This window comes from Bacillus sp. FJAT-27916 (assembly GCF_001183965.1).
Lineage (GTDB): Bacteria > Bacillota > Bacilli > Bacillales > Pradoshiaceae > Pradoshia.
In genome coordinates this window covers 2,156,753-2,179,175 of record NZ_LFZV01000001.1, presented here as the reverse complement: position 1 = coordinate 2,179,175, position 22,423 = coordinate 2,156,753, and the positions used below count along the sequence as shown (strand labels likewise).

23 protein-coding genes and 1 pseudogene are annotated in these 22,423 nt (G+C 42.5%); 11 read left to right on the top strand and 13 right to left on the bottom strand.

Translation table 11 applies throughout. From position 1 onward, the window contains the following. Positions 1–12 precede the first annotated feature (12 nt). From AC622_RS10485 to AC622_RS10460, 6 genes are all read right to left on the bottom strand, one after another. Positions 13–1,956, bottom strand: a complete 1,944-nt coding sequence (locus tag AC622_RS10485) for an ABC transporter permease (protein WP_049671029.1) — start codon at positions 1,954–1,956, stop codon at positions 13–15. Next, entirely contained in the window at positions 1,953–2,708 is a 756-nt protein-coding gene (locus AC622_RS10480; protein WP_049671028.1) for an ABC transporter ATP-binding protein, read from the bottom strand. Before AC622_RS10480 ends, AC622_RS10485 begins: the two co-directional genes overlap by 4 nt. A gap of 214 nt (positions 2,709–2,922) precedes the next feature. Continuing rightward, the gene (locus AC622_RS10475; RefSeq protein WP_049671027.1) at positions 2,923–4,863 is read right to left on the bottom strand and encodes an ABC transporter permease; all 1,941 of its coding nucleotides are present in this window, start codon (positions 4,861–4,863) and stop codon (positions 2,923–2,925) included. Further along, a complete protein-coding gene (locus tag AC622_RS10470) occupies positions 4,860–5,615 on the bottom strand; it encodes an ABC transporter ATP-binding protein (RefSeq protein ID WP_049671026.1) in 756 nt (251 codons plus the stop codon). Before AC622_RS10470 ends, AC622_RS10475 begins: the two co-directional genes overlap by 4 nt. A 100-nt stretch (positions 5,616–5,715) precedes the next feature. Then, the gene (locus tag AC622_RS10465) at positions 5,716–6,720 is read right to left on the bottom strand and encodes a sensor histidine kinase (protein ID WP_049671025.1); all 1,005 of its coding nucleotides are present in this window, start codon (positions 6,718–6,720) and stop codon (positions 5,716–5,718) included. Further along, on the bottom strand, positions 6,717–7,409 hold the full coding sequence (locus AC622_RS10460) for a response regulator transcription factor (protein WP_049671024.1): 693 nt from the start codon (positions 7,407–7,409) through the stop codon (positions 6,717–6,719). The genes AC622_RS10465 and AC622_RS10460 overlap by 4 nt, the downstream gene beginning before the upstream one ends. Before the next feature lie 204 nt (positions 7,410–7,613). On the opposite strand from AC622_RS10460, the gene AC622_RS10455 reads away from it, so the two are divergent. Both AC622_RS10455 and AC622_RS10450 read left to right on the top strand, forming a co-directional pair. Then, a complete protein-coding gene (locus AC622_RS10455) occupies positions 7,614–7,823 on the top strand; it encodes a hypothetical protein (protein ID WP_049671023.1) in 210 nt (69 codons plus the stop codon). Between the two features lie 37 nt (positions 7,824–7,860). Next, positions 7,861–8,325, top strand: coding sequence for a GNAT family N-acetyltransferase (locus tag AC622_RS10450; RefSeq protein WP_049671022.1), 465 nt, complete (start codon positions 7,861–7,863; stop codon positions 8,323–8,325). Here the strand turns inward: AC622_RS10450 and AC622_RS10445 are convergent. Continuing rightward, complete coding sequence (locus AC622_RS10445) at positions 8,322–9,224, bottom strand: GNAT family N-acetyltransferase (RefSeq protein WP_049671021.1); 903 nt, start codon at positions 9,222–9,224, stop codon at positions 8,322–8,324. The genes AC622_RS10450 and AC622_RS10445 overlap by 4 nt on opposite strands. 235 nt (positions 9,225–9,459) lie before the next feature. Between AC622_RS10445 and ppsA the strand changes: the two genes are divergently transcribed. After that, positions 9,460–12,066 (top strand): phosphoenolpyruvate synthase, encoded by a 2,607-nt coding sequence (gene ppsA, locus AC622_RS10440; protein WP_049671020.1) that lies wholly within the window; start codon positions 9,460–9,462, stop codon positions 12,064–12,066. A gap of 179 nt (positions 12,067–12,245) precedes the next feature. Here ppsA and AC622_RS10435 read toward each other — a convergent pair whose 3' ends face one another. Beyond that, on the bottom strand, positions 12,246–13,514 hold the full coding sequence (locus AC622_RS10435; protein ID WP_049671019.1) for an MFS transporter: 1,269 nt from the start codon (positions 13,512–13,514) through the stop codon (positions 12,246–12,248). A gap of 82 nt (positions 13,515–13,596) precedes the next feature. Continuing rightward, on the bottom strand, positions 13,597–14,739 hold the full coding sequence (locus AC622_RS10430) for a winged helix-turn-helix domain-containing protein (RefSeq protein WP_049671018.1): 1,143 nt from the start codon (positions 14,737–14,739) through the stop codon (positions 13,597–13,599). A gap of 156 nt (positions 14,740–14,895) precedes the next feature. On the opposite strand from AC622_RS10430, the gene AC622_RS10425 reads away from it, so the two are divergent. The 5 genes from AC622_RS10425 to AC622_RS10405 all read left to right on the top strand — a co-directional run bounded on the left by AC622_RS10425 (position 14,896) and on the right by AC622_RS10405 (position 17,313). Continuing rightward, positions 14,896–15,231, top strand: a complete 336-nt coding sequence (locus tag AC622_RS10425) for a cupin domain-containing protein (protein WP_049671017.1) — start codon at positions 14,896–14,898, stop codon at positions 15,229–15,231. Positions 15,232–15,311: 80 nt separating this feature from the next. Further along, a complete protein-coding gene (locus tag AC622_RS10420) occupies positions 15,312–15,875 on the top strand; it encodes a DUF4240 domain-containing protein (RefSeq protein WP_049671016.1) in 564 nt (187 codons plus the stop codon). Between the two features lie 44 nt (positions 15,876–15,919). Beyond that, positions 15,920–16,342, top strand: a complete 423-nt coding sequence (locus AC622_RS10415; protein ID WP_049671015.1) for a GNAT family N-acetyltransferase — start codon at positions 15,920–15,922, stop codon at positions 16,340–16,342. 24 nt (positions 16,343–16,366) lie between these two features. Beyond that, complete coding sequence (locus AC622_RS10410) at positions 16,367–16,882, top strand: GNAT family N-acetyltransferase (RefSeq protein ID WP_049671014.1); 516 nt, start codon at positions 16,367–16,369, stop codon at positions 16,880–16,882. 50 nt (positions 16,883–16,932) lie between these two features. Further along, positions 16,933–17,313, top strand: a complete 381-nt coding sequence (locus tag AC622_RS10405; RefSeq protein WP_049671013.1) for a hypothetical protein — start codon at positions 16,933–16,935, stop codon at positions 17,311–17,313. A gap of 42 nt (positions 17,314–17,355) precedes the next feature. Here the strand turns inward: AC622_RS10405 and AC622_RS10400 are convergent, their stop codons facing one another. Further along, positions 17,356–17,973 (bottom strand): NUDIX hydrolase, encoded by a 618-nt coding sequence (locus AC622_RS10400; protein WP_049671012.1) that lies wholly within the window; start codon positions 17,971–17,973, stop codon positions 17,356–17,358. Positions 17,974–18,275: 302 nt separating this feature from the next. Between AC622_RS10400 and AC622_RS10395 the strand changes: the two genes are divergently transcribed. Continuing rightward, positions 18,276–18,830, top strand: coding sequence for a GNAT family N-acetyltransferase (locus AC622_RS10395; protein WP_231589510.1), 555 nt, complete (start codon positions 18,276–18,278; stop codon positions 18,828–18,830). Between the two features lie 108 nt (positions 18,831–18,938). Here AC622_RS10395 and AC622_RS10390 read toward each other — a convergent pair whose 3' ends face one another. Together AC622_RS10390 and AC622_RS10385 are read right to left on the bottom strand one after the other, a co-directional pair. Then, positions 18,939–19,439 carry a hypothetical protein gene (locus AC622_RS10390; RefSeq protein ID WP_049671011.1) on the bottom strand — a complete coding sequence of 167 codons (501 nt, stop codon included), beginning with the start codon at positions 19,437–19,439 and terminating at the stop codon, positions 18,939–18,941. 114 nt (positions 19,440–19,553) lie between these two features. Continuing rightward, entirely contained in the window at positions 19,554–19,868 is a 315-nt protein-coding gene (locus AC622_RS10385) for a hypothetical protein (RefSeq protein WP_049671010.1), read from the bottom strand. 215 nt (positions 19,869–20,083) lie between these two features. On the opposite strand from AC622_RS10385, the gene AC622_RS10380 reads away from it, so the two are divergent. Together AC622_RS10380 and AC622_RS10375 are read left to right on the top strand one after the other, a co-directional pair. Then, positions 20,084–20,488, top strand: a complete 405-nt coding sequence (locus AC622_RS10380) for a GNAT family N-acetyltransferase (protein ID WP_082197263.1) — start codon at positions 20,084–20,086, stop codon at positions 20,486–20,488. 85 nt (positions 20,489–20,573) lie between these two features. Continuing rightward, positions 20,574–21,369, top strand: a pseudogene (locus AC622_RS10375) (alpha/beta fold hydrolase). 334 nt (positions 21,370–21,703) lie between these two features. Here the strand turns inward: AC622_RS10375 and AC622_RS10370 are convergent. Then, on the bottom strand, positions 21,704–22,285 hold the full coding sequence (locus AC622_RS10370; RefSeq protein ID WP_049671008.1) for a hypothetical protein: 582 nt from the start codon (positions 22,283–22,285) through the stop codon (positions 21,704–21,706). Positions 22,286–22,423 lie beyond the last annotated feature (138 nt).

The following is a 22,423-nucleotide window of genomic DNA, read 5'->3' as shown; positions in this document are numbered from 1 at the left end:
GAGCCTTGGTTTTTATAGGGCCTTCTTTATCAAATTCTTGTAGTAGAGCACAGAGAGAAGGCCGAATATTGAGTAAAGAACGGTGTAAAGAACCATGACAATCAGCATTGGTGTCCATAGCTCAGTTCCGAATAAGAACCAGCCGGACTGAACGGCAAAATAGCCATGGGAAAGGCCAATGATCAGCGGGATGCCGAAATTGAAGATTTGCTTGGCAATGACACCTTTTAATAAATCGCCTTCCGTGAAACCGAGCTTGCGCAGGATTGTGTAGTTCGGCAGCTCTTCTTCTCCTTCATCCATTTGCTTGAAATAAAGAATACATCCGGATGTAATCAAGAACGTGAGCCCGAGGAAGGCAACAATAAAGAGCATCAAGCCCATCGTGTTTTTCATATCATGGACAAGCTGTGGGCGGGAGTCATTCATGTATTCTTTATCCGGGAGCTCCATGAACAGGTCATTCGCTTTCTTGAGATTGGCTTCATGATTAATCGTAATACCCGTAAAGATAGTAGCTTCCTGCTGGATAGAGGAATCAGGATTCTCAGCAATCTCGTTAAAAACGGTCTGGTCGATGAGAGCTAGAGGCATATCAATAGTGAAATAACTGGAAACAAGAGATTCTTTCTTCAATCCCGCCAAGGTTTGCTTCATTGAGCCATTTGGCCCTTCAAGGATTAACGTACCTGCTTCATTAAATTGATAAAGGCTGGCATTTGCATCACTGAATCCAGCCATGATGACCTCATCCTTGGCTAAATTTAAGCCTTCCACGGCTGTTTCACTTGCGACGGGTATGGTTTTACGGTTTGGATTATAGTCCATTACTTCAAAAAAACTGCCGTTTACGATATCGCTTAGATCTGCGTAGACATGGATGACTTTAATTTGTTTCTCGGAGTAAGCGATTTGATTTTCTGTTAAAAGATTGATGAATGTTTCATAATCATCCTGGTTTGCAAAGGAAAAATCAGCCGCCACTCTATCCTGAGCGCTCTTTTCAATCGAATAATACGAAATATAGCTTAACGATAAGAGGGCGATGGCAAGGGCAGAAACGGTCGTGATGATGGTCAGCAAGAGTGCATTTGACTTCATACGAAACATGATGGAAGACAAGGACAGGACATCATTGATGGTTAGATAGCCATTCTTCTTTTTCCGTACAAGATTGAAGAGGAAGCGGATAGAGCCCTTATAGAAGAAGTAAGTCCCGAGAATGACTGAGGTAAGAATAAAGACCATCCCAAGCAAAAATTCATTGGCTGTTTGGAAGTCTCCCCCGAATAGCTTAGACGATACATAATAACCACCAGTAATGAACGAGATTCCGATAAGTCCCATCAGGATTTCCCATAGAGAGATTTTCCCTGCTTTCATCTCTGTGGTTGTTTCCGTATGGAATAAGGCTAGAATGCCTTTTCTCTTGATATAGAAAAAATTAATCAATAAGGTAAACAGGAAAATCCCGAAAAAGATGATGAGCGTCTGGATAAGGGCAGCACTGGAAAACCTCAAGGAAGCAATGTCCTCTGTTCCTGTAATATTAAGTAAGATCAGCAGCAATAATTTAGAGGAGGCAAAGCCGAGGAAGATCCCCCCAATTAAGGAGCTGAAATAGAGAATGCTGTTTTCGGAAGAGAGGATCCAAAAGACCTTCTGCTTGTTCATTCCGACTAATTGGTATAAGGCAATTTCTTTGCTGCGCCTTTTCATGAAAAGATTATTCGCATAGGCTAGAAATACGGCAACGATAGCAATCAGCAGGATGGAGCCTGTAAGAATGGCCGAGCCCCCTTTAATGCCGCCTTCTACCTCATCCATGGCAGGATCGTATTGGAGTGTGACAAAGGAGAAATAAAGAGCCGAACTGAATACGAGAGCAAACACGTACAGATAGTAATTTTTCAGATTCTTTTTAAGGCTTTGCCTAATCAGCTTGCCAATGCTCATACTTGAACACCGCCTAGAATTCCTTGTGTTTTCATCAGATCCTTGAAGAATTGCTGTCGATTCTCATCCCCCTTGTTCAACTGCGTATAAATCTGTCCGTCCTTAATAAAGATGACGCGGCTACAATAGCTTGCCGCAAGCGGGTCATGGGTGACCATGACGATGGTCGCTTTAAGCTCGTCGTTCAGCTGGCCGAGTTTGTGCAGCAGGTCTGACGCTGATTTGGAGTCTAAGGCACCTGTTGGTTCATCCGCAAAGATGATACTTGGTTCATGGATGAAGGCTCTGGCAGCGGCCGTTCGCTGCTTCTGTCCTCCAGATATTTCATTCGGGTATTTATCCTTGATATCGTTTATGCCAAGAGTCTCGGCTATTTCCTTGAATCGGCGCTCAGCCTCTTTTTTGTTTGCCTTCTGAACAGAGAGGGGGAGGAGGATATTCTCCTTGACGGTTAAGGTATCTAGCAGATGATAGTCTTGAAAGATAAAGCCTAAATGATTCATGCGGAACTGGGCCAGTTTCTTGTCCTTCATTTTCGTCATTTCTTGTCCTTCGATATAAATGATTCCACGGCTTGCCTTATCAATGGAGGATAGGACATTAAGAAGGGTGGTCTTCCCTGAACCGGAGGCTCCCATGATGCCGATAAACTCTCCCTTAGCAATGGTTAAATCCACGCCCTGTAACACTTCCTGTTTATTAAACTTATTGCCATATATTTTATGAACTTTTACTGCCTCTAATATATTCATCTGTCCGTCACTCCTTTTATCGATTAATACAAGTGTACAGGAATATTCTGGTTAACCTCCTGTTATTTGGCGAACAAATAAGAAAAGCATGTGACATTATTGTCACTCGAATCAAACGACCAATGTAGGGGGAAGGGGAGGCTCATTCATCCTCGTGAGCGCACATAGAATAAAAAAAGCCTCCAGCCATTGAATGACTGGAGACTGCTAAGGATTAAAGGGCCTTCTTAATTAATTTCTTGTAGTACAGCACGGATAGAATGCCGAATATGGAGTAGAGGCCTGTATATAGAACCATCACAATCAGCATCGGTGTCCATAGGTCAGATCCGAAGAAGAACCAGCCGGATTGCACGGCGAAATAGCCGTGGCATAGACCGATAAACAACGGGATGCCGAAGTTGAAGATTTGCTTGGCAATGATGCCTTTTAGTAAATCACCTTCCGTGAAGCCGAGCTTGCGCAAAATCGTATAGTTTGGCAGCTCTTCTTCGCCTTCATCCATTTGCTTGAAATAAAGGATGCAGCCGGAGGTAATCAGGAAGGTGAGTCCTAGGAACGCGACGACAAAGAACAATAATCCCATAATGTTTTTTTGATCCAGAATTTGTTGATAGCGGGAATCGTTCATGTCACTGTCGACCGTTTCCAAGAAGACCTCATTCGCCTTTTCCAGATTGGCTTCATTTTTAATCGTAATCCCCGTATGAACGGATGATTCCAATTGAATGGATGGGTCTGGTTTCTTGGCTAGCTTCTCATACACGGACTCTTCCACAATCATGACCGGCATTCCTCCGCCTGTAAAGTAGGAGGAAACAATCGGTTTCTTATCAATACCCACATAGGTTAAAGGAATATGGCCGTCTGGACTTTCTAGTTGAACCGTGCCTGAATCCTTAAATTGAACAAGCGTGGCGATCATGTCACTATAGCCAGTAAACTTGATTTCGTCCGGCTTCAAATTCAACCCATCAATGGCTGTGTCACTTACTAGTGGCATAGGCATATGATCAGTCGTGTAGTTGACTTCTTCAAAGCTTTTTGCCGTAATATCTTCGAGGTCAGTATACACTTGAATCACATTAACTTTTTTCTCCTCGTAGCCAATCTTCTTCTCCTGCAGGGCGTCTTCAAACAAAGGTACTTCCTTCGTGTTGGCGATTGAAAAGTCTGCTGTCACATTTCGCTCGGCCTGCTTCTCAACGGAGTAATAGGCGATATAGCTTAAAGAAAGCAGCCCGATGGACAAAGCCGATACCGTCGTGATGACCGTTAAGAGCATGGCGTTTGATTTCATCCGGAACATAATGGATGAAAGGGAGAGCACATCCTGAATGGTTAGATAGCCATTCTTCTTCCTGCGTATCAGGTTGAATAAGAAGCGGATAGAACCCTTATAGAAAAAGTATGTTCCAATAATGACGGAAGCTAGGATAAAAATCATGGCCATAAACAACTCATTGATTGTGCCGAAATCTCCATCAAACAGCATGGAGGAGACATAATAGCCCGTGATGATCAGAAGGAGGCCAAGCAGCCCAATCAATACCTCCCAAACAGAAATCTTTTTTGTCTTCATTTCGGTTGAGGAGACCGTATGGAATAGATCCAGGATGCCTTTTCGCTTAATGAAGAAGTAATTGACAAGCATCGTAATCAGGAATATTCCGATAAACACCGCAGCCGTTTGAATAAGGGCTTCTGTTGAGAAATTCAGTTTCGCTAAGTTGTCGACATTGGTGATTCTGATAAGAATGAGCATCAATAATTTCGAGAAGGAAAATCCTACGAAAATTCCCGCCAATAAAGAGCCGAAATAGAGAATACTATTTTCGGTGTTCAAAATCGTGAATACCTTCGACTTATTCATCCCAACTAATTGATACATGGCGATTTCCTTGCTGCGTCTTTTCATGAAGATATTATTGGCATACACAAGAAAGATCGTCACGATCGCAATCAAGAGAATGGAGGCTGACCGGATGGACGCTTCCCCCTTAATGGTCCCTTTCATCGGGTCCATCGATGGATCGTACTGTAAGGTAACGAATGAAAAATACAAAGCGACACTAAAGACAAGGGCAAAAATGTATAGATAATAGTTTTTAAGATTTTTCTTCAGGCTGCGCCAGATGAGAGAATTGACACTCATACTTGAACACCGCCCACAATGCCCTGCGTTTTCATGAGGGCCTTGAAGAAGGTTTGACGGTCTTCCTCGCCTTTATTCAGCTGTGTATAAATTTGTCCGTCCTTAATGAAAATGACACGGCTGCAATAGCTTGCTGCAAGCGGATCATGAGTGACCATGACGATGGTTGCACCGAGCTGTTCATTGAGCTGGCCCAATTTCCCGAGCAGATCGGAGGCAGATTTCGAATCAAGCGCACCCGTCGGCTCATCGGCGAAAATGATGCTAGGCTCATGGATGAACGCTCTAGCAGCAGCGGTACGCTGTTTTTGCCCGCCAGAGATTTCATTTGGATATTTATTCTGGACCTCAAGTATGCCTAATGTTTCAGCGATTTCATTGAATTTCTGTTCGGCCTCTTTCTTATTCACCTTTTGGACAGAGAGGGGGAGAAGGATATTTTCCTTCACGGTCAATGTGTCAAGCAGGTGATAGTCCTGAAAGATGAAACCTAAATGATTCATGCGGAACTGGGCTATCTTGCGCTCGGACATTTTCGTCAGCTCCTGCCCTTCAATCAGGATGGACCCTCGGCTTGCTTTATCAATGGATGACAGTACATTGAGCAGGGTTGTTTTCCCGGAGCCGGAAGCACCCATAATCCCAATGAACTCACCCTTTTGAATCGTGAGGTCAATGCCTTTTAATACTTCCTGCTTATTAAATTTATTCCCGTAGTATTTGTGAATCTTAACTGCTTCAAGAATATTCATCAGTCGTTCACTCCTTTCGTTCTTATTATTAGTCTAGAATAATGGCAGAAAGGATTCCTGCTATTTAGCGAACAAACAAGAAAAGCATGTGACATTATTGTCACACACTTATCACGGACTCAAATTCATTTCGTTTCGGGAAGCGGAGCGTGAAGGCCGTGCCTTCCCCAAGTGTTGATTCCACGCTGATCTTGATGTGCAGGGCAAGGGCTGCCTGCTTCGTTAAATAAAGCCCCATTCCGCTTGAGGAACGATCTTGATGCTCCGTTGTTGATGTGAAGCCTTTGTCGAAGATACGGGGCAGGTCCTTCGGGTCAATTCCGCGTCCATTGTCAATGATTTGCACATATGTGTGACTGTCATCCCGAAAGCTTTTCAAGCGAATCTCATCCTGCTCACTGTATTTGACGGCATTGGTTAACAGCTGGCGGATGATAAAGGCGGCCCATTTGGCATCCGTTAAGACGACATCAGCCTCAAGTTCTAAATCAAAGCCAATGCCTTTTTGCAGGCACCAGGACTGTAGCATCTTAATCTCCTGAATCATTAGCGGCTTCAAGCTGACCTGCTCAATGTAGAGATCATTATGCATGAAGGGCATCCGCTTCTGATGGAGCTGTGTATCAAGTAATAAATGAATCCTAAGCCATTCGTACATGAGCTGAGCCTTCATCTCCTCATCCTCGGTACGGTCGATAATCAGCTTCATCGCCGTAAGCGGGGTCTTCACCTCATGAATCCATGCCAGCAAATCATCCTTTTCATATTCAAGCAGGGCTGTATTCTCATATGTCTCATTCCGAAGCGAAGTGGTCTGCTGAATGAGTGTATCCGCAACTATTCTCTCAAATGGACTCGTTGGTGTCGGGAGCGTGTCCGTATCAAGATCGGCTGTCCAATTATCCAACTCCTGATAAAACTTCGTCTCCTTTATATAGCGGAAGCAGAGAAAGGCAAGAGAGAGAATCGTTGTTAAGAAAACAGCGTACAGCACAGGTGTAATGGGAATGGAATGATCAAGCCAGGCAATCAAAAGGATAAGTCCCTGCACTGCGACAATCAAGAGGATCCAGCTTAGACGCTCCTTCAGGAATTTTGCCTTCATATAGGTGACTCCTCTTCCTTGGCGATATAGCCTTGTCCAACCTTCGTCTCAATCATGTGGCCAAGACCAAGCTGTTCGAGCTTTTTGCGAAGACGATTGACGTTCACCGTGAGCGTGTTATCGCTGACAAAGCGCTCATCCTCCCATAAAGCACGAATCAAGGCATCCCGGCTGACAATCTTGTCCTTATGCTCAAGCAATTGCTTGAGGATAAAGCATTCATTCTTCGTCAGTTCAATCTCTATCTCATCCTTGCTGATACTATTTCGCTCAAAATCAATCAACGCACCGCACCACGTTTTAAGGGCAGCTGTTTCTGCATTGTAATTATACGTGCGTCTGAGGATTGCTTGAATCTTCGCAAGCAGCACATCGAAATGAAACGGCTTTTGCACAAAATCATCCGCCCCAAGCTGCATTGACATGACCATATCGGTTGGATGGTCCCGTGAGGACAGGAAAATAATCGGCACATTCGAATAGTTACGGATCATTCGGCACCAATGAAATCCATCATATTTAGGAAGCTGAATATCAATGATGACCAAATCAGGCTTCGCTTCTGTGAACTCGGCCAGCACATTGGAAAAGTCAGTAATTCCGTTAACCTCATAAGACCAATTGGAAAGTCGGTCCCGAAGCTCCTGGAACAAGGTCTGGTCATCCTCAATCACTAATAATTTAAACAAGACTCTCACCACACTTACTAGGTATCTATGAATCAAGCGTATCATAAAATAGTGGATTTGAATAAGGAATCGTGAGGAAGGCAGGAGGGATATGAAAAGTTTTGGAGAATAATATATGAACGGATGTCTTTATGAGTATGTTGGACCTGGAGTATGAAATGATTAAAGAGAATGATATTGTTTAGACGAAGAAGGAGTACGAATATGAAAACGAGATTAACATTCCCGCAAATCTTATTATCTGCAGCCGTTATTGCAACGATTATGACCGTAGCTGATTCATTCATTGAGTGGGAAAAGAGGATATATGGGGGTATTTTTGCCTTTGTTATCGTACTAAGTGTATGTAAAATCGTTGAGGTCCTATTCAAGGGTCAAAGCTTAGAAGAGTCAAATGAACCTGTTAAAGAATAGTACGCGATAAATCGAACGACATAGGAGGAAGTGAAAGATGGACTATACTTTCACGGTTATGACACAAGAACAGGCAGAATGGATTGCCTATTCATGGCATTATGATGGAGAATACAGCTTCTATGACATGGAGGCCGACCCGGATGATCTGGAGGAGTTCTTAAACGCGGAAACAAGAGGCGATTCGGTATTTGCGGTAACATATGAAGAGACATTAGCTGCCTTTTTAACGGTTGAATTGACCGGTAGCCAGACGGCGGATATTGGCTTAGGAATGGAGCCAGGCTTAACCGGTCAAGGGAAAGGAATGGACTTCCTGCAGGCTGTGATTGAATTTGTCACATTCGAATATGAGGTTGAAAGAATGACCTTATCGGTTGCCGCTTTCAATGTCAGGGCGATAAAGGTATACAGGAAAGCCGGGTTTAAGGATGCTGGGACGTTCCTGCAGGAGACAAACGGCCGTACGTATGAGTTTTTGAAAATGGAGTTAGCTGTTTAGAACTCACATGTGACCGGCATCATGAATAATTCATTCTCAACAAGGATATTGCCTCTGACCATTAATTTAGTCTGTGCTTCACATTCAATCGGTCTAAGATTAGGCGATGGAAAGGCTTCTGGATGAAAGTAATATTCGATGGACGTAAATTCATAGGGAATAAAAGAGCATAGCTGTTCGATTGGAGGAATCATTTCTCCCATTACATCATATAAGTGCAGGATTCCATTGTTTACCTCAAAAACAAGGATTGTATCCAGTTCCTCTATAAGATAAAGATTCTCGTAGATTGCTGGATTATAGAAATTGAAGTACAGACAATTCAAATAACGAATAGGAAAGAAAGTGGTGGATAAGATTTTACTGTGTTGAGCGATTTTGTTCAGAATTTCTAAATCTGCCGGATTCGTCAATGGCTTGAGTTTACGTAAAGAGGATGATGAAGCGATTGTCGTATGGGCAAAATCCATTTTAAAGGAATACTGGTTAACCGTTTTAAACCCAAAAGGGATGTAAAGCTCGGGACTGCTCGTATAGAGGATGGATCCTTCATACGTTTGATCTGCATCGTCCAGCATTTTTTGAAACAAAGCCTTCATGAGCCCCTTCCTTCGATAGTCCGGATGCGTCATGACCGATTGAATCCCAATACAATGGATGGATGCACCGTTAATCATCATCGGGAGCGGAAAGGCCGAAACATTTGCAATCGCTTGTTCCCCGTCAAAGAAGCTGTAAGGCATATACTCGTTATTCCACAATCCTTTATCAGAGAGATCGGTCATCAAATTCGGACTGATGCCGAAGACTTGCTCAAATAACGGGTATAGCTTCTCGCGCATGCGGATATCATGCGTGTATTTTTCGGCAAATAGGAAGCCGTCTTTTTGAATGGACAATTTGGACACATCCTTAAACTAGTCATTTATGAATACGCTTTGATGGATAGTAAGCCGCTTCATCCTCAAAGGCAGGAGATGAATGGTCCCTCGTCACCCGATCCAAATGGTCGGGAGAAGGAGAATAGAACCAATAGGGTGGTTTTATTTGATTATAGCATCTGAAGCGTGATGGTATGGAATTTTATCCCGTTTTGAATGCCATTGGTCAATTCATGGTTAGGGGAGATGTGAAATGAAATCATTTGTTATACATTTTCAGGAAATCGATTGGACGAAGCTTCCGCTTGTTGGCGGGAAGGGTGTTCATTTGGCGGAGCTATCGAAAATACAAGGATTATCTGTTCCGGCAGGCTTTTGTGTAACGACGGAAGCTTACCAAAAAGCCTTTGAAAACCATGACACTTTCCATCAGTTATTGGAGCAGTTAACAAAGTTGAATGGGGAGGAGCACACGCAAATCCGTACCCTCAGTAATCAAATCCGGCAGCATATGATGAAAGCTGAGATTCCTCCTAATGTTGAAGAGGATGTCACTCATGCTCTTGCCCAGCTTGGAGCTGAACATGCCTATGCGATACGCTCCAGTGCCACGGCAGAGGACCTCCCGTCTGCCTCCTTTGCCGGGCAGCAGGACACATATTTGAATATCATCGGTGTTTCGTCCATTTTGCGGCATATCCAGAAATGCTGGGCTTCTTTATACACGGAACGTGCCGTTATTTATCGGCTGCAAAATGGGTTTGATCAAAAAGACGTCTCGCTATCTGTAATCGTTCAGCAGATGGTCTTCTCAAATGCTTCAGGCGTTATGTTCACGGCTGACCCGATGACCTCCAATCGAAAGATTCTCTCCATCAATGCGAGCTTTGGAATGGGAGAAGCGCTTGTTTCCGGCATTGTCTCACCTGATTCCTATCAAGTGAGGGGAGCCCAACTAATCGACAAGATGATTGCGGACAAAAAGAAAGCGGTCTATTGTTTGGAGGAAGGGGGCACGAAGACACAGCCGATTGAGCCTGATTGGCAAAAAGTGCAAACATTAACGGACAGCCAGATTATCGAATTAGCACAAATCGGAAGGCAGATAGAGGACCACTTCAGCTGTCCTCAGGATATCGAATGGTGTCTTGTAGATAATACCTTTCATATTGTCCAAAGCCGGCCCATTACCACTTTATATCCAATACCTGAAGCAGCAGACCAGGAAAACCATGTGTACGTCTCGGTCGGCCATCAGCAAATGATGACCGCCGCGATGAAGCCGCTCGGCTTATCCTTTTACCTATTAACGACTCCCGCCCCGATGCGAACGGCTGGCAGAAGATTATTTGTCGACGTCACCCAGCAGCTCGCTTCAAAAGAAGGCAGAGTAATGCTGCTAAACACATTAGGAAAGTCTGATCCGCTCATCAAAGATGCCCTCATCACAATCGTTGACAGGGGAGACTTCGTTAAACTGCTCCCGCAAGACTATTCAGCAATAGCTCCGCTTAGAAAAGGCCCTATGCCAGCTGCGCAGCCGCCCATTGAACCTGGCCCCTCCCTTATTTCAGAACTAATCAATAAGAGTCAAGCATCGATCGAATTATTGAAACAGCAAATCCGAACAAAATCAGGGATAGATTTGTTTGATTTTATACAAGAGGATCTAAAGGAATTAAGGAGGGAGTTATTCGCTCCAGAAAGCATGGCGGTGATCAAGGCGGCGATGGATGCTTCGGCATGGCTGAATGAGCATATGGCCAAATGGTTAGGTGAACCGAATGCTGCGGACACCCTTTCACAATCCGTTCCAAACAATATCACATCAGAAATGGGGCTTGCCTTATTGGATGTGGCTGATGCGATCCGTCCTTATCCAGAGGTGATAGATTACCTGCAGAACGTAAAAGAGGACCGCTTTTTGGATGAGTTGTCGGAGTTTGAAGGAGGGGCAACGATCAAACAAGTGCTGGATGATTTTCTCCATAAATACGGAATGCGATGCAGCGGCGAAATTGATTTGACAAGGACGCGATGGAGTGAGAAACCAAGTGCCTTAATTCCGCTTATTCTAAGCAATCTCAAAAACTCCGCTCCCCATGCTAGTCAGTTGATGTTTGAACAAGGAAGAAAGGAAGCTGTTCGAAAAGAGAGGGAGTTATTGACGAGACTGCAGTCATTACCTGATGGGGAACAAAAGATGAATGAAACAAAACGAATGATTGATTTGCTGCGGAATACGATCGGCTACCGTGAATATCCGAAATACTTCATGGTTAATCGCTACTTCATTTATAAACAGGCATTGTTGAAAGAGGCGAAAAAGCTTGAACAGGCGAAGGTGATTCATCATCTGGAAGATGTCTATTATCTTACTTTTGATGAACTGCGTGAAGTGGTTCAAACGAAAGAAATGAATGAAGAAATCATCCGGAAGCGGAAAGAGGAATATACGCTATATAAGAAGTTAACGCCACCACGTGTCATTACATCAGATGGAGAAATCATAGCAGGAGCGTACAAGCGGGAAAGCATCCCAGTCCATTCTATTCCAGGTCTTCCGGTATCTGCTGGAGTCATAGAAGGCCGGGCCCGCGTGGTTTTATCGATAGAGGAAGCCGATTTGGAGGCTGGAGATATATTGGTGACGGCTTATACAGACCCGAGCTGGACTCCTTTATTTGTCTCCATCAAAGGCTTGGTCACCGAAGTAGGCGGGTTGATGACCCATGGCGCGGTGATAGCACGTGAATATGGGCAGCCGGCGGTGGTTGGAGTGGAGAAGGCAACAACGCTTATTAAAGACGGACAACAAATCCGCTTGAATGGGACCGAAGGGTATATTGAAATCCTATAATAGTATTTTAAATGGTCAAGAGTAGAAAATTCATTTGTTCATTGCAGCTAAAAGCTGAGGAGTTAGTCTATTTCAGGTTAATATGGCCGATTTTCAATAGGGGAAAATCGGCCAGAAATAATGATGATGGATTTAACGGGTAAAGCCTAGTTTGCTTTTCTAATAGGCGTAAAAAAGTTTCAAGCATTTTCATCTCGATTAACTATTTTCCTATATTCCGACTTCGGTTCGCTTTGCTCCCAAATTAGGTTTTGCAAAAGGATTCCGGACAACCCTATACAAAACAATCCAATGCCAATTGCTTGAAAGGTATTCAGGACGCCAAAATGATGAATCATAAGACCACCAAGGAGCGGGCCAGCAATAAAGAGGATGCTTAAAATAGAATCAAGAATACCAGCGACTCTGCCTACAGCATCTTTAGGCGGTTCAATCTGGATAAGAAAATTGATGGCTGTAACAATCATTCCATTTCCTATTCCCCCGATTAAGGCAAGAATGACCGCTAAAAATATCATGTTGTACTCTTGTAGATAGCCATAACCTCCTGTCATAATCCCAATCAGAAGACTGCCTGTTCCAAAGAACCAACCATACTTGCGGATGCGGCTTAATCCATGCAGAAGCATGACAACCAGGAGAGAACCTAATCCGATAGCTGCAATTGCCCATCCCGTAATTTCTGGGGTGTTAGGAAACACGGTGCTAAATAAAGTGACGATTTGTGTATCAATCATTTGAATGGTGAGTGTACTAAAAATACCAAAAAGGATGCTTGCTCTTAAAGTTTGGTTATTGATAACAATCGTCCAGCCCATCTTCCACGATAAGAAAAAACTAGTCTGTTCGGTAACCTCAGACGCTTCATCATTATCGCGTCCTTTTATTTGAACCCGGCTGAGAATAATCCCAGAAATCGTAAAGGACAAGGCGTTCATGAGGATGGAGAGTTTGGGGGAGAAAATTCCAGCTATAGAACCACCTATAAGTGGTCCAACTACCTTCATCAGCTGAAATAGGCTTCCATTAATGGTGATTGCCTTCATTATGTCTTCATCTTCAACAATATTTCTTATCAATCCTTGCTGGGCAGGCAAGCTAATGACTCCTGCAGTGTTACGTAACAAAAGAATTGGCAGAGCAATAAATGGAGAGGGGACGAAAACGAGACATAAAGTGAGCAGCGCCCGAAACCAGTCAGAATAGATTAAGATTTTCCGTTTATCCATGCGATCGGCCAATACACCAGCAAATTGTCCGAACAGAATGCTTGGAATCGCATAGGAGATGGATATAAAAGCAATTAGGAGCGGGTCTGCATTCCAGGAATAGCGGAATAAAATAAGCATCCCAACGTAATCAAACCAATTCCCTAAATTGGCAAGAGCATTTGCCGTAAAAAATTTCATAAAGTTCCTGTTATGCCATATTGATGCGTGCTTGTTCATCGATTTCCCTCCACGTCATGTTATTTCTTTCATCATAACGAGGGAATGTCAGAGGAATATCAGAGGCCAATTTAGGAATCGTTTATTGAAAATGTGATTTTAGCTGGAATTCAATCTTCGTCTTTAAATCAGGTAATTTGTATTCTCTGTGATACTTGGCCAGCATCTCCTGATAATGCGTATATAAACCGCCATATAGATTGAATTCTTCTAAAAAGAAAAGGATAACTTGGAGATTGATTAGTATACCGGGTATATATTTGGCCTTATGGGACAGTTGGAATCCTTTGTCCACATACTTTTCTCCATTGACGAAATCATTCTTAACAAAGCAGAAGATACCTTGTAGAACAGTGCAGCTTGCCTGTTCCCTAGCATACGGATATGTGGAAAGGGTTTTATTGATATCAATCATCGTATCCTCCATCAAACGACTATCCTTCTGCAGAAGGACAAGGTAGCCTTCTAGAAGAGCGAGAATTGGTAGAAAGCCAACTAGTCTTTTTTCATGAATTTCCTGTTTGGATTGGATAAGAAGGTGGAGGGCTTCATCTGTTTGTTTTGTGAATATCAAAAAGGATAAGCGATTCAACAGTATGATCTCCAGCCTATGATGTTCGGGAAGCGCTTTTGATGATAAGGCACGACAAAAGTAATCGAGACATTTCTGCTTATCCAGCTCCGCAAATGAAAAGATATGAAGATAGTAATAGCATTTTTCCCAAAAAGGAATGTTCTCTTTCTCAAGAAACCAGCTGAAATTTCCCTTCATGAACTGCAAATACATCTGACTGGGTAAATCAAGTTCAAAGCCAAGCAGTGTTTGATTATCTTCCAAAAGCTTTAAGGCATCCCCTTGACCATAAAGATGATACTTATGATAGAGACTGAGAAAATGTGAGGTAATGTCTTTTTCGTGGATTAAGGGATTATCCGGTTCCTTTTTGGTTACAAGGCGATATCCTTGTCCCCGCACCGTTTCAATAAGTATAGCAGGTGTAAGAGGCTGGATTTTCTTTCTGACCCTATATATATGATCATCAATTGTTCTGTCAATCGGTGTTTCTAAGGGCCAGACAGCATCTAATAGTTCATCTCTTGTAAAAATCCGAGAGGGGTTCTGATATAAAAATTTAAACAATTGAAATTCCTTCGGTAAGAATACGATCACTTCGGAATGATAATTCACTTTATAGTCGTTTGGTGAAAATTTAACTGTATCCATTTTTAACCTCTTCAGGATGGTATATTTGTACAACGTTCATTATAGCAAAAAATGGGAATGCATTTTCAATCAAGATAGAATATTTGATTGCATTTTTAGTAGAATCTATTTATGAAGGATGGAAGAAAATGTGTATATTGAATGCGAGGTGTAGAAATGGAAATCATTGATTTCGGAAAAGCGAAGGCTAAGGAGATTACAAACTTTCACTCGTTGAAAGCCTTCTATACAAAAATCACGAAAAGCGAAGCTCCAATAACCATAGGGTTTATCCATATAGAGCAAGGTGGGGTTGTTGGTTATCATCTGGCACCGGTACCCCAGTTATTCATTGTGGTGGAGGGAGAAGGTTGGGTTGAGGGAGAAAATCAAAAAAGGGTGAATGTGAGAAGCGGTGAGGGTGTCATTTGGAGGAAATGGGAAGGTCATACAAGTGGAAGTGATAGCGGTTTGACAGCACTTGTTCTTGAATCGGAAGAATTAAAACTGTAAATAGAATGGGGTAAAAGGAGGGAGGTAGGAGCATAATGTCGAATTAACTAGCTATAAAGAATAATCAAGGGGGAAATAGGATGGAAGAGAAAGAATTTTGGCGGTTAATAGAAGAGGCGAAGGAACAGGGTGAACAAGAGGAACAAGCTGAGTGGTTATCCGAGCTGCTGATGGAAAGGGGCATAGAGGAAATAGTCGATTTCGAGGCTATCCTGCAGCAGTTCATGAATATGAGCTATACATCCCGCCTATGGGGTGCGGCGTTTGTCTTAATGGGCGGCTGCTCGGATGATGCCTTTGATTATTTCCGTGGTTGGTTAATCGGGCAGGGGGAAGAAATCTTTCATAAAGTAATGGAAGACCCTGAATTTCTAGCTGAATACATCGATGATGATCATCTTGATGAAGAAGGATTTCCTCAAAATGAAGAATTGATTTCTCTTGGCCTGAATGCTTATTTCCTGATTAAAACAGGTGACGATGATTGGGATGATGAGGTACATGATGAGTATCTTCAGGCACTAGAAGAAAAGGGAGTCAATCCTATACCTGAAATAGAATTTGATTGGGAAGAAGAAGATTTGGAAGAGTTATTCCCGGCTCTATGGGAACGATTTGGCGAGGATCCGCTGCCGCAGGAATAACCGTCAGTTTAGGAGATATCCGCATACATACCGGAGGTGACAGGATGGAAATTACCCAGGAATGGAAGCAGGAGAATCGTGATTTTATCCGTAAGAAACTAATCGAATATAATCTATCAAAGCTTCCTGATGAGATTAAACAAGCGGTGAATACGATCCATTTTATCCTTCGAGATGAAAGCGGAAAAATAGTTGGCGGTATAACGGGAGACATGGTTTGGTACCGACTGCATATTGATTTCTTATGGGTGGATGAATCGATCAGGGGAAAAGGATACGGGAAAGAATTGCTGGATAGCATGGAGAACTTTGCACGGGAAAATCATTGCAAACTTATTCAACTGGATACATTCAGCTTCCAAGCGCCTGACTTCTATCAAAAGCATGGCTATGAAGTGATAGGTGTCATTGAAGAGTTTCCAACGAAAGAGCATCAGCAGTATTTTTTCATCAAAAGACTAGATTGAAGCCTATCTGCAGAGGTGTTGAGCTTGAAGATTATCGAAACCGAGAGATTATATTTAAGAGAATTAACAATAGAAGATACACATGATTTGTCGAAGGTACTATCTGACCCAGAGTCTATGAAATATTATCCAGCGCCATTCAGCAAGGAAAAAGTGGAGCAGTGGATTCAATGGAATCGGGAAAACTACATCAAATATGGGCATGGTTTATGGGCAGTTATCAGAAAAGAGGATGAACGATTTATTGGGGACTGTGGAATCACGATGCAAACGATTGAGAACGAAACAGTGCCTGAGATTGGCTTTCATATCATGAAGGAATTCTGTAATAAAGGCTATGCCACTGAAGCAGCTAATGCCTGTATAAAGTATGCTTTTTCTGTTGTCGGCTACCCGAAAGTATATGTATATGCCGCATTAACAAATCTTCCGTCACGAAGGGTAGCAGAGAAGATGGGAATGCATGTTTACAAGGAATTTCAGAAAAATGGAGCAAAACAAATTGCGTACGTTACCATCAATCAACCGATGTTCAATTAGCAAGATTCTGTAAAAAAGAAACCAGATACTATTAATAGGACGAAAGTATAGTGAAAAATAAGTTTGTCATCATTTTATTGATTGTCAGCCTAGGGATAAATATGTATCTGCTGGCGAAGTGGCTGCTCATTGACCAATGGTATGAACCGAATGGAGAAGAGAAGATTATTTTAAGCGAAATGGTACAAAAAACGATTGAAAGTGAAGATTATCAAAAAATAGCGGAGCAAGAGAATATTGTGGCAGTGGATACGAGTATGGATAAAAACAAAGGTGGAGTCTTTCCATACTATTTCATGATAAGTGTCCGTACCGATAAGCAAACCTATCTTTTTTCTTGCCATAATGAACCATGTACACAAATGGAAAACATAGGTGAAACCTATTCAATTTATCAAGATGAAAAACCATATTTGCCTTTCGGGGATTAGCAGGCAGCTGTCTAGCATGAAGGAAAACCGGTGCATGGATTCTTAATCCCATTGCACCGGTTCTTCAGGATTCTTAAGGCTTCTAAAGGCCATCTCTATTTGAGATCTTGTATTCCGAGCAATTGATAATGCGGGCAGCTCATCTTCCGGGAAGAAATCAATGGCACTTGTTTCTATGCCCTCTGTTGGCTTGCCGCCAATGATTTCACATTGAATAAATAGTTTGTACACATGATAAGGAGAAGGGGGATGAGGATGGCACTTCTTATCTAATACACCTAACAGCTTGACGGGTTTCACCTCAAATCCCGATTCCTCTTTAACCTCTTTAACCGCAACTTCCCTCGGTGTTAATCCAATATCAGCCCATCCGCCAGGTAATGCCCAGCAGTCATCCGTATTTTCCTTCACCATTAAAATGCGATTATCTTTAAAAACGACCGCTCTTATGTCGACTTTAGGCGTTGCATAGCCAGTCTCATTGGCAAATAATTCTCTGATGATGGGTGTATCCATTTCAGTATAGGTAGACATCATTTCAATGCTAATTTCCCTGATCTGTTCAAACCGTTCCATATCATAAACATCCTTTGAGTAGGTCAAGCCAGCCTGTGCAATCGATTGAAGCTGTTTGGCCCAATCCAGCCAATTCGAATCCATTTCTAATCACCGCCATCATAGAATAAACGCAATATTAAGTGTAAATCGTGTGCGATTGGGTGTTCGTCCTCCTATGTATCCATTATAAATGAAAAACAGCTAATGATGAATTTTATCCTTTAACCCTAAATTGACCGAAATATGGTAAAATTAACTAAATTGTTGAAAAGGAGATGCGCCTATGTTATCGATCATTGCTGCTGACCTTCACTCACACCTGTTTAAGGCATGTATATAGGGGGAAGCTGCTAGATCTTTATTGCTTGCTGACCCCTAAATAATTATTTTAGGGGGATTAAAAATTGATTGAACCATTTAACGAGAAATGGCTTAAAGGGAGTTTCGTCACCCTTCGCAGGATGGAAAAGGACGATCGTGAGGCATTTATTGAAATGGAAAGCAATATGGAAAATAGATTATTCATGAATGATGCTATCCCATTTCCTCCGACAGATGATGATCATGATCAATTCCTGAATGGAATCAGCGCTGACAAGGAAGAGTATCTATTTGCCATTGAGCGGATGAATGACCAAGCTTTTATCGGCACAATCTCCATCTACGCCATCAATTGGGTGAATGGCACATGTCATGTGGGGATTTCCATTGGCTCTCCACATCAAGGAAAAGGTCTTGGAACAGATGCCATGAATGCCCTGCTTGATTTCATTTTTCATTATCTTCGTATCAATAAAGTAAAGTTAAGTGTCTTCAGCTTTAATCAAAGAGCCATTCGCTCCTACGAGAAATGCGGTTTTCAGCATGAGGGTGTGTTGAGGCAGGAAATCTTTCGTTTTGGCGACTATCATGATTTAATCGTGATGGGGATTCTTCGAGAAGAATGGAAGAAGAAATAAAGAGAAGCCGGACCGGTTTTCACATCGTTTGTCAATAAGCAAAAGCCGCTTCACAAATAGGAGCGGCTTTGTTTTTATTCCCTATGCCTCTTTGTTCACTGGACTGATTTAACTGTTTTTTTCATAGACTAATGTATCAAATAATTCTTCGTCTACATACAGCAGAATGGCCCATTCTCCTGCTTTTGGTATTTTCACCATAGAAGGTGTATGAGCATCGGCTCCATTATTGGGCCCGCCAAGATTGATAGTCCAGCCATCCTTTAAAATCTTGTGCACCGTTTTGGATTCTTTATGATAACCAACAACAGTCAGGCTGGTATTTGCCTGTTCATTTCCCCATAGATGCCACATCCACTTTTGGCCATCTAAGCTTGGCATATCAGCTCCAATGACACCAGATTTATTTTCGTTTCCAATGATCCCTTTGTCGCCAAATTCACCCGCTTTTCTTTCCCAATTGATTTGTTCCAGATCGCTTTCTTGGACATAATCGGGCATATCATCCGGTAAGACAGTCTTACTCTCAACCGTTTTATCACTTGAACATCCGACAACCAAAAGAAGAACACTGAACGAAACAATTATCATTGTCCCTATTCTTTTCACAAAATCCCTCCTTGAAATGAGCTTATTGGCTGATTTTCTGGATGAATCCTATTGTGGATTTTTCATCGATTGACTGATCATAAATCCTTCATGTTCATGACAGGAATCGATGTTTTAAGGGGCAAACTCGATTTGGCCGGTAAACAATAAAAGAATCGTTATGATCCAGAATAGTATGAGAGATAACGAGAGAAGTAAGGAAAGAATGAGGATGGCCTTTTTCTCCGTTTTCTTCATCAAACCTATTATGGATAAAACAATGCCTGCACCTGTTAGCAGCATGGTTATATAATCCCCGGCCGCATTTCCGATGTTCGCTATTCTTGTCTGAGGGATAAAGACGAACAAGAAGCAAAGGATTCCAATGATAATAGATAGATAACTAAGGACGCCATACTTCTTCTTCGGCAGCGTTGTTTGAACCTCCAATGATTAACCTCCTTTCAGCTATACTGTCGTCATTCCATCCTATTAATTATTCGCTTTATTATGTCTAAAACCTCCTGCTTGTGAAGGATTCACGCTATTTATAAGTTAACGAGTATTCGATTTTCCATGAACAAATAAAAAGAAGGAGAAGATAGAGCTTGAGGAATTGGTTGGTTATTCCGTATCAGCCCCAATATGCACAAGAGACAATCAGAATGTGGCGGGAAAGTAAGGAACGGGCCATAGGCCAGAAGGAGATTCATGATCTTGATAGTCATCTTTATTTCTTGAATCATATTCTAGCCGATCGCTTTCACATTGAATTGGCTATAGTTGATGGGAAAGTAGCTGGCATGATTGCCTATAATGAACGCGAGGTGAATCAGCTCTATATTCATGTTGATTATCAAGGGATGGGAATTGGACAGTCCTTGCTTGAAAAAGCGAAGGTGCTATGCTCTGGACGACTTACCTTATCGACATTTGAAGTGAATGAAAAGGCGAGGCGGTTCTATGAACGGAATGGATTTGAGGTGATAGGAGGAGGTTGTGAGAATGAAGAAAATTTACCGGATATCCAATATGAATGGACCGTGCCTCAACACGATAAAGATACTTAATTGCGACTTTCTTCGATTTCTTTACATGGATCCCTGCCATCCGGAATAGGGTATTCCTAAGAGACATTCAGATGGGGGAGTGGGTATGGGGTACTATGTGACGGTAGAAAGAGATGTCAATTTATATGTGGAGGATTTAAATCCAAGTGGAAACCGGACGATTGTGTTTCTGCATGGCTGGCCATTGAGCCATAAGCAGTTTGAATACCAGTTTACGATCCTCCCTGCATTGGGCTATCGCTGCATTGGGATTGATTGGCGGGGATTTGGACAGTCGGACAAACCTGTACACGGGTATCATTTCTCCCGATTGGCGGATGATATTCGGGCCGTGGTGGTGGCGCTAGGCTTAGAGAATGTCATCTTGCTCGGCCATTCAACTGGCGGGGCAATCGCCATTCGCTATATGGCGAGGCATCATGGGTATGGTGTGTCAAAGGTCGTGCTGGTCGATGCGGCGGCACCTGTTGGGTTTACGGCTGAAACAGCCCATAGCTTCCTGACTTCTGCTTTGAATGATCGGCCAAAAATGATGCGAGAGGTAATGGAAAGCTTTTTCTATCAATCTATCACGCAGCCATTTGCGGAATGGTTCCCTTCAATTAGGACTTGAGGCAGCCGGATGGTCAACGGCGGCAGTCATCCGAATGCTGAGGGATGAGACACTTTATGAGGATTTAACAGCCATCCAGGTACCGACACTAATCATTCATGGGGTTCACGATAAGGTCATTCCATTTGCTCAAGCTGAGGAAATGGAACGCTCCATCCCTCATTCAACGCTCGCACCACTTTACTACAGCGGACACGGGGGATTCTGGGAGGAGCGTGCCCATTTTAACAGCCTGCTTCATGAGTTTATCGAGAAGTCATACGCATGAATGGCGGCTGGGACATCCGTATTTCAGCCAATGATAAACCCGAATGATTAGATGATAAAGGAATGAATCTATCGTATAATTATTCTGGTTTTTATTTTTCCGTGCATTAGTTGATTGTGAATTTCTATGATTGGTGACTGGTGAAAAGGAGCGTAATGCACTCGACTCCTGGGGAAAGTAGAGGAAAGGATGAGACCCCACAGGCGTAAGTGCCGAGGAGACTCAAGCCTTCCTCCCCACGGAATGGAACGTACCTTTATTTCCAACTGCTATTAAATAGGTAGATTAAGTGGCAATCATTCGATGTTTTTGTTTTGTCCCAGCCTCCATGATCTTACTCATAATTCTTTCTTGTTCCTCTACGCTTCTTAACGGTTTTCTTCCATTCCTTGTATTCCTCATCCATTTCCTCCGTCGTCGGGAGGAAGTTTTCATCGTTATAATCCACTCGTTTCCCATACCGGAGCATTTCGTAAATAATCATCCCATTATTCGGTTTCCCGTTGATGGTAATCATCGGGATAGCGTCAAATAAGATGTAGTAAAAGGAATAGAAAACAAAGCGGTCCCAGAATGTTTTATACTCAACGATGATGCCATTAGATATCAATAGATTGATTGTGAAGGCAACGGTCACATTGGCAAGAATAGGACCGGCATAAATACAGACATAGGCAAATTTATTCTTAATTCGTAAATCATCGTACGAAAACCAACTGTACACATGATAATATTTACGGATATCAAACAGGCCAATCTTAACTATCCTTGGTCCTGAGCCAATCGTCAGTCTAGGATTCACAACACCAAAGAATCCGCTGACGACAAAATACCCGCTCTCACGTAGAAAGATGACGACAGGAAGGATGATGAAGGCCGAAATGATCAGTGAAAGTAAATCAGCTATTCCAAACATTCTATTCACATCCCTTTGTTCTATCCTAAGGCTTATCTACTACTACCCTCCTATAAAACCCTTAATCATCCATACGAGTAAGTGTTCTAATCTCTGAACCTTCTTGTCATAAATGATACACTAGTGAAAGAAAGGCCA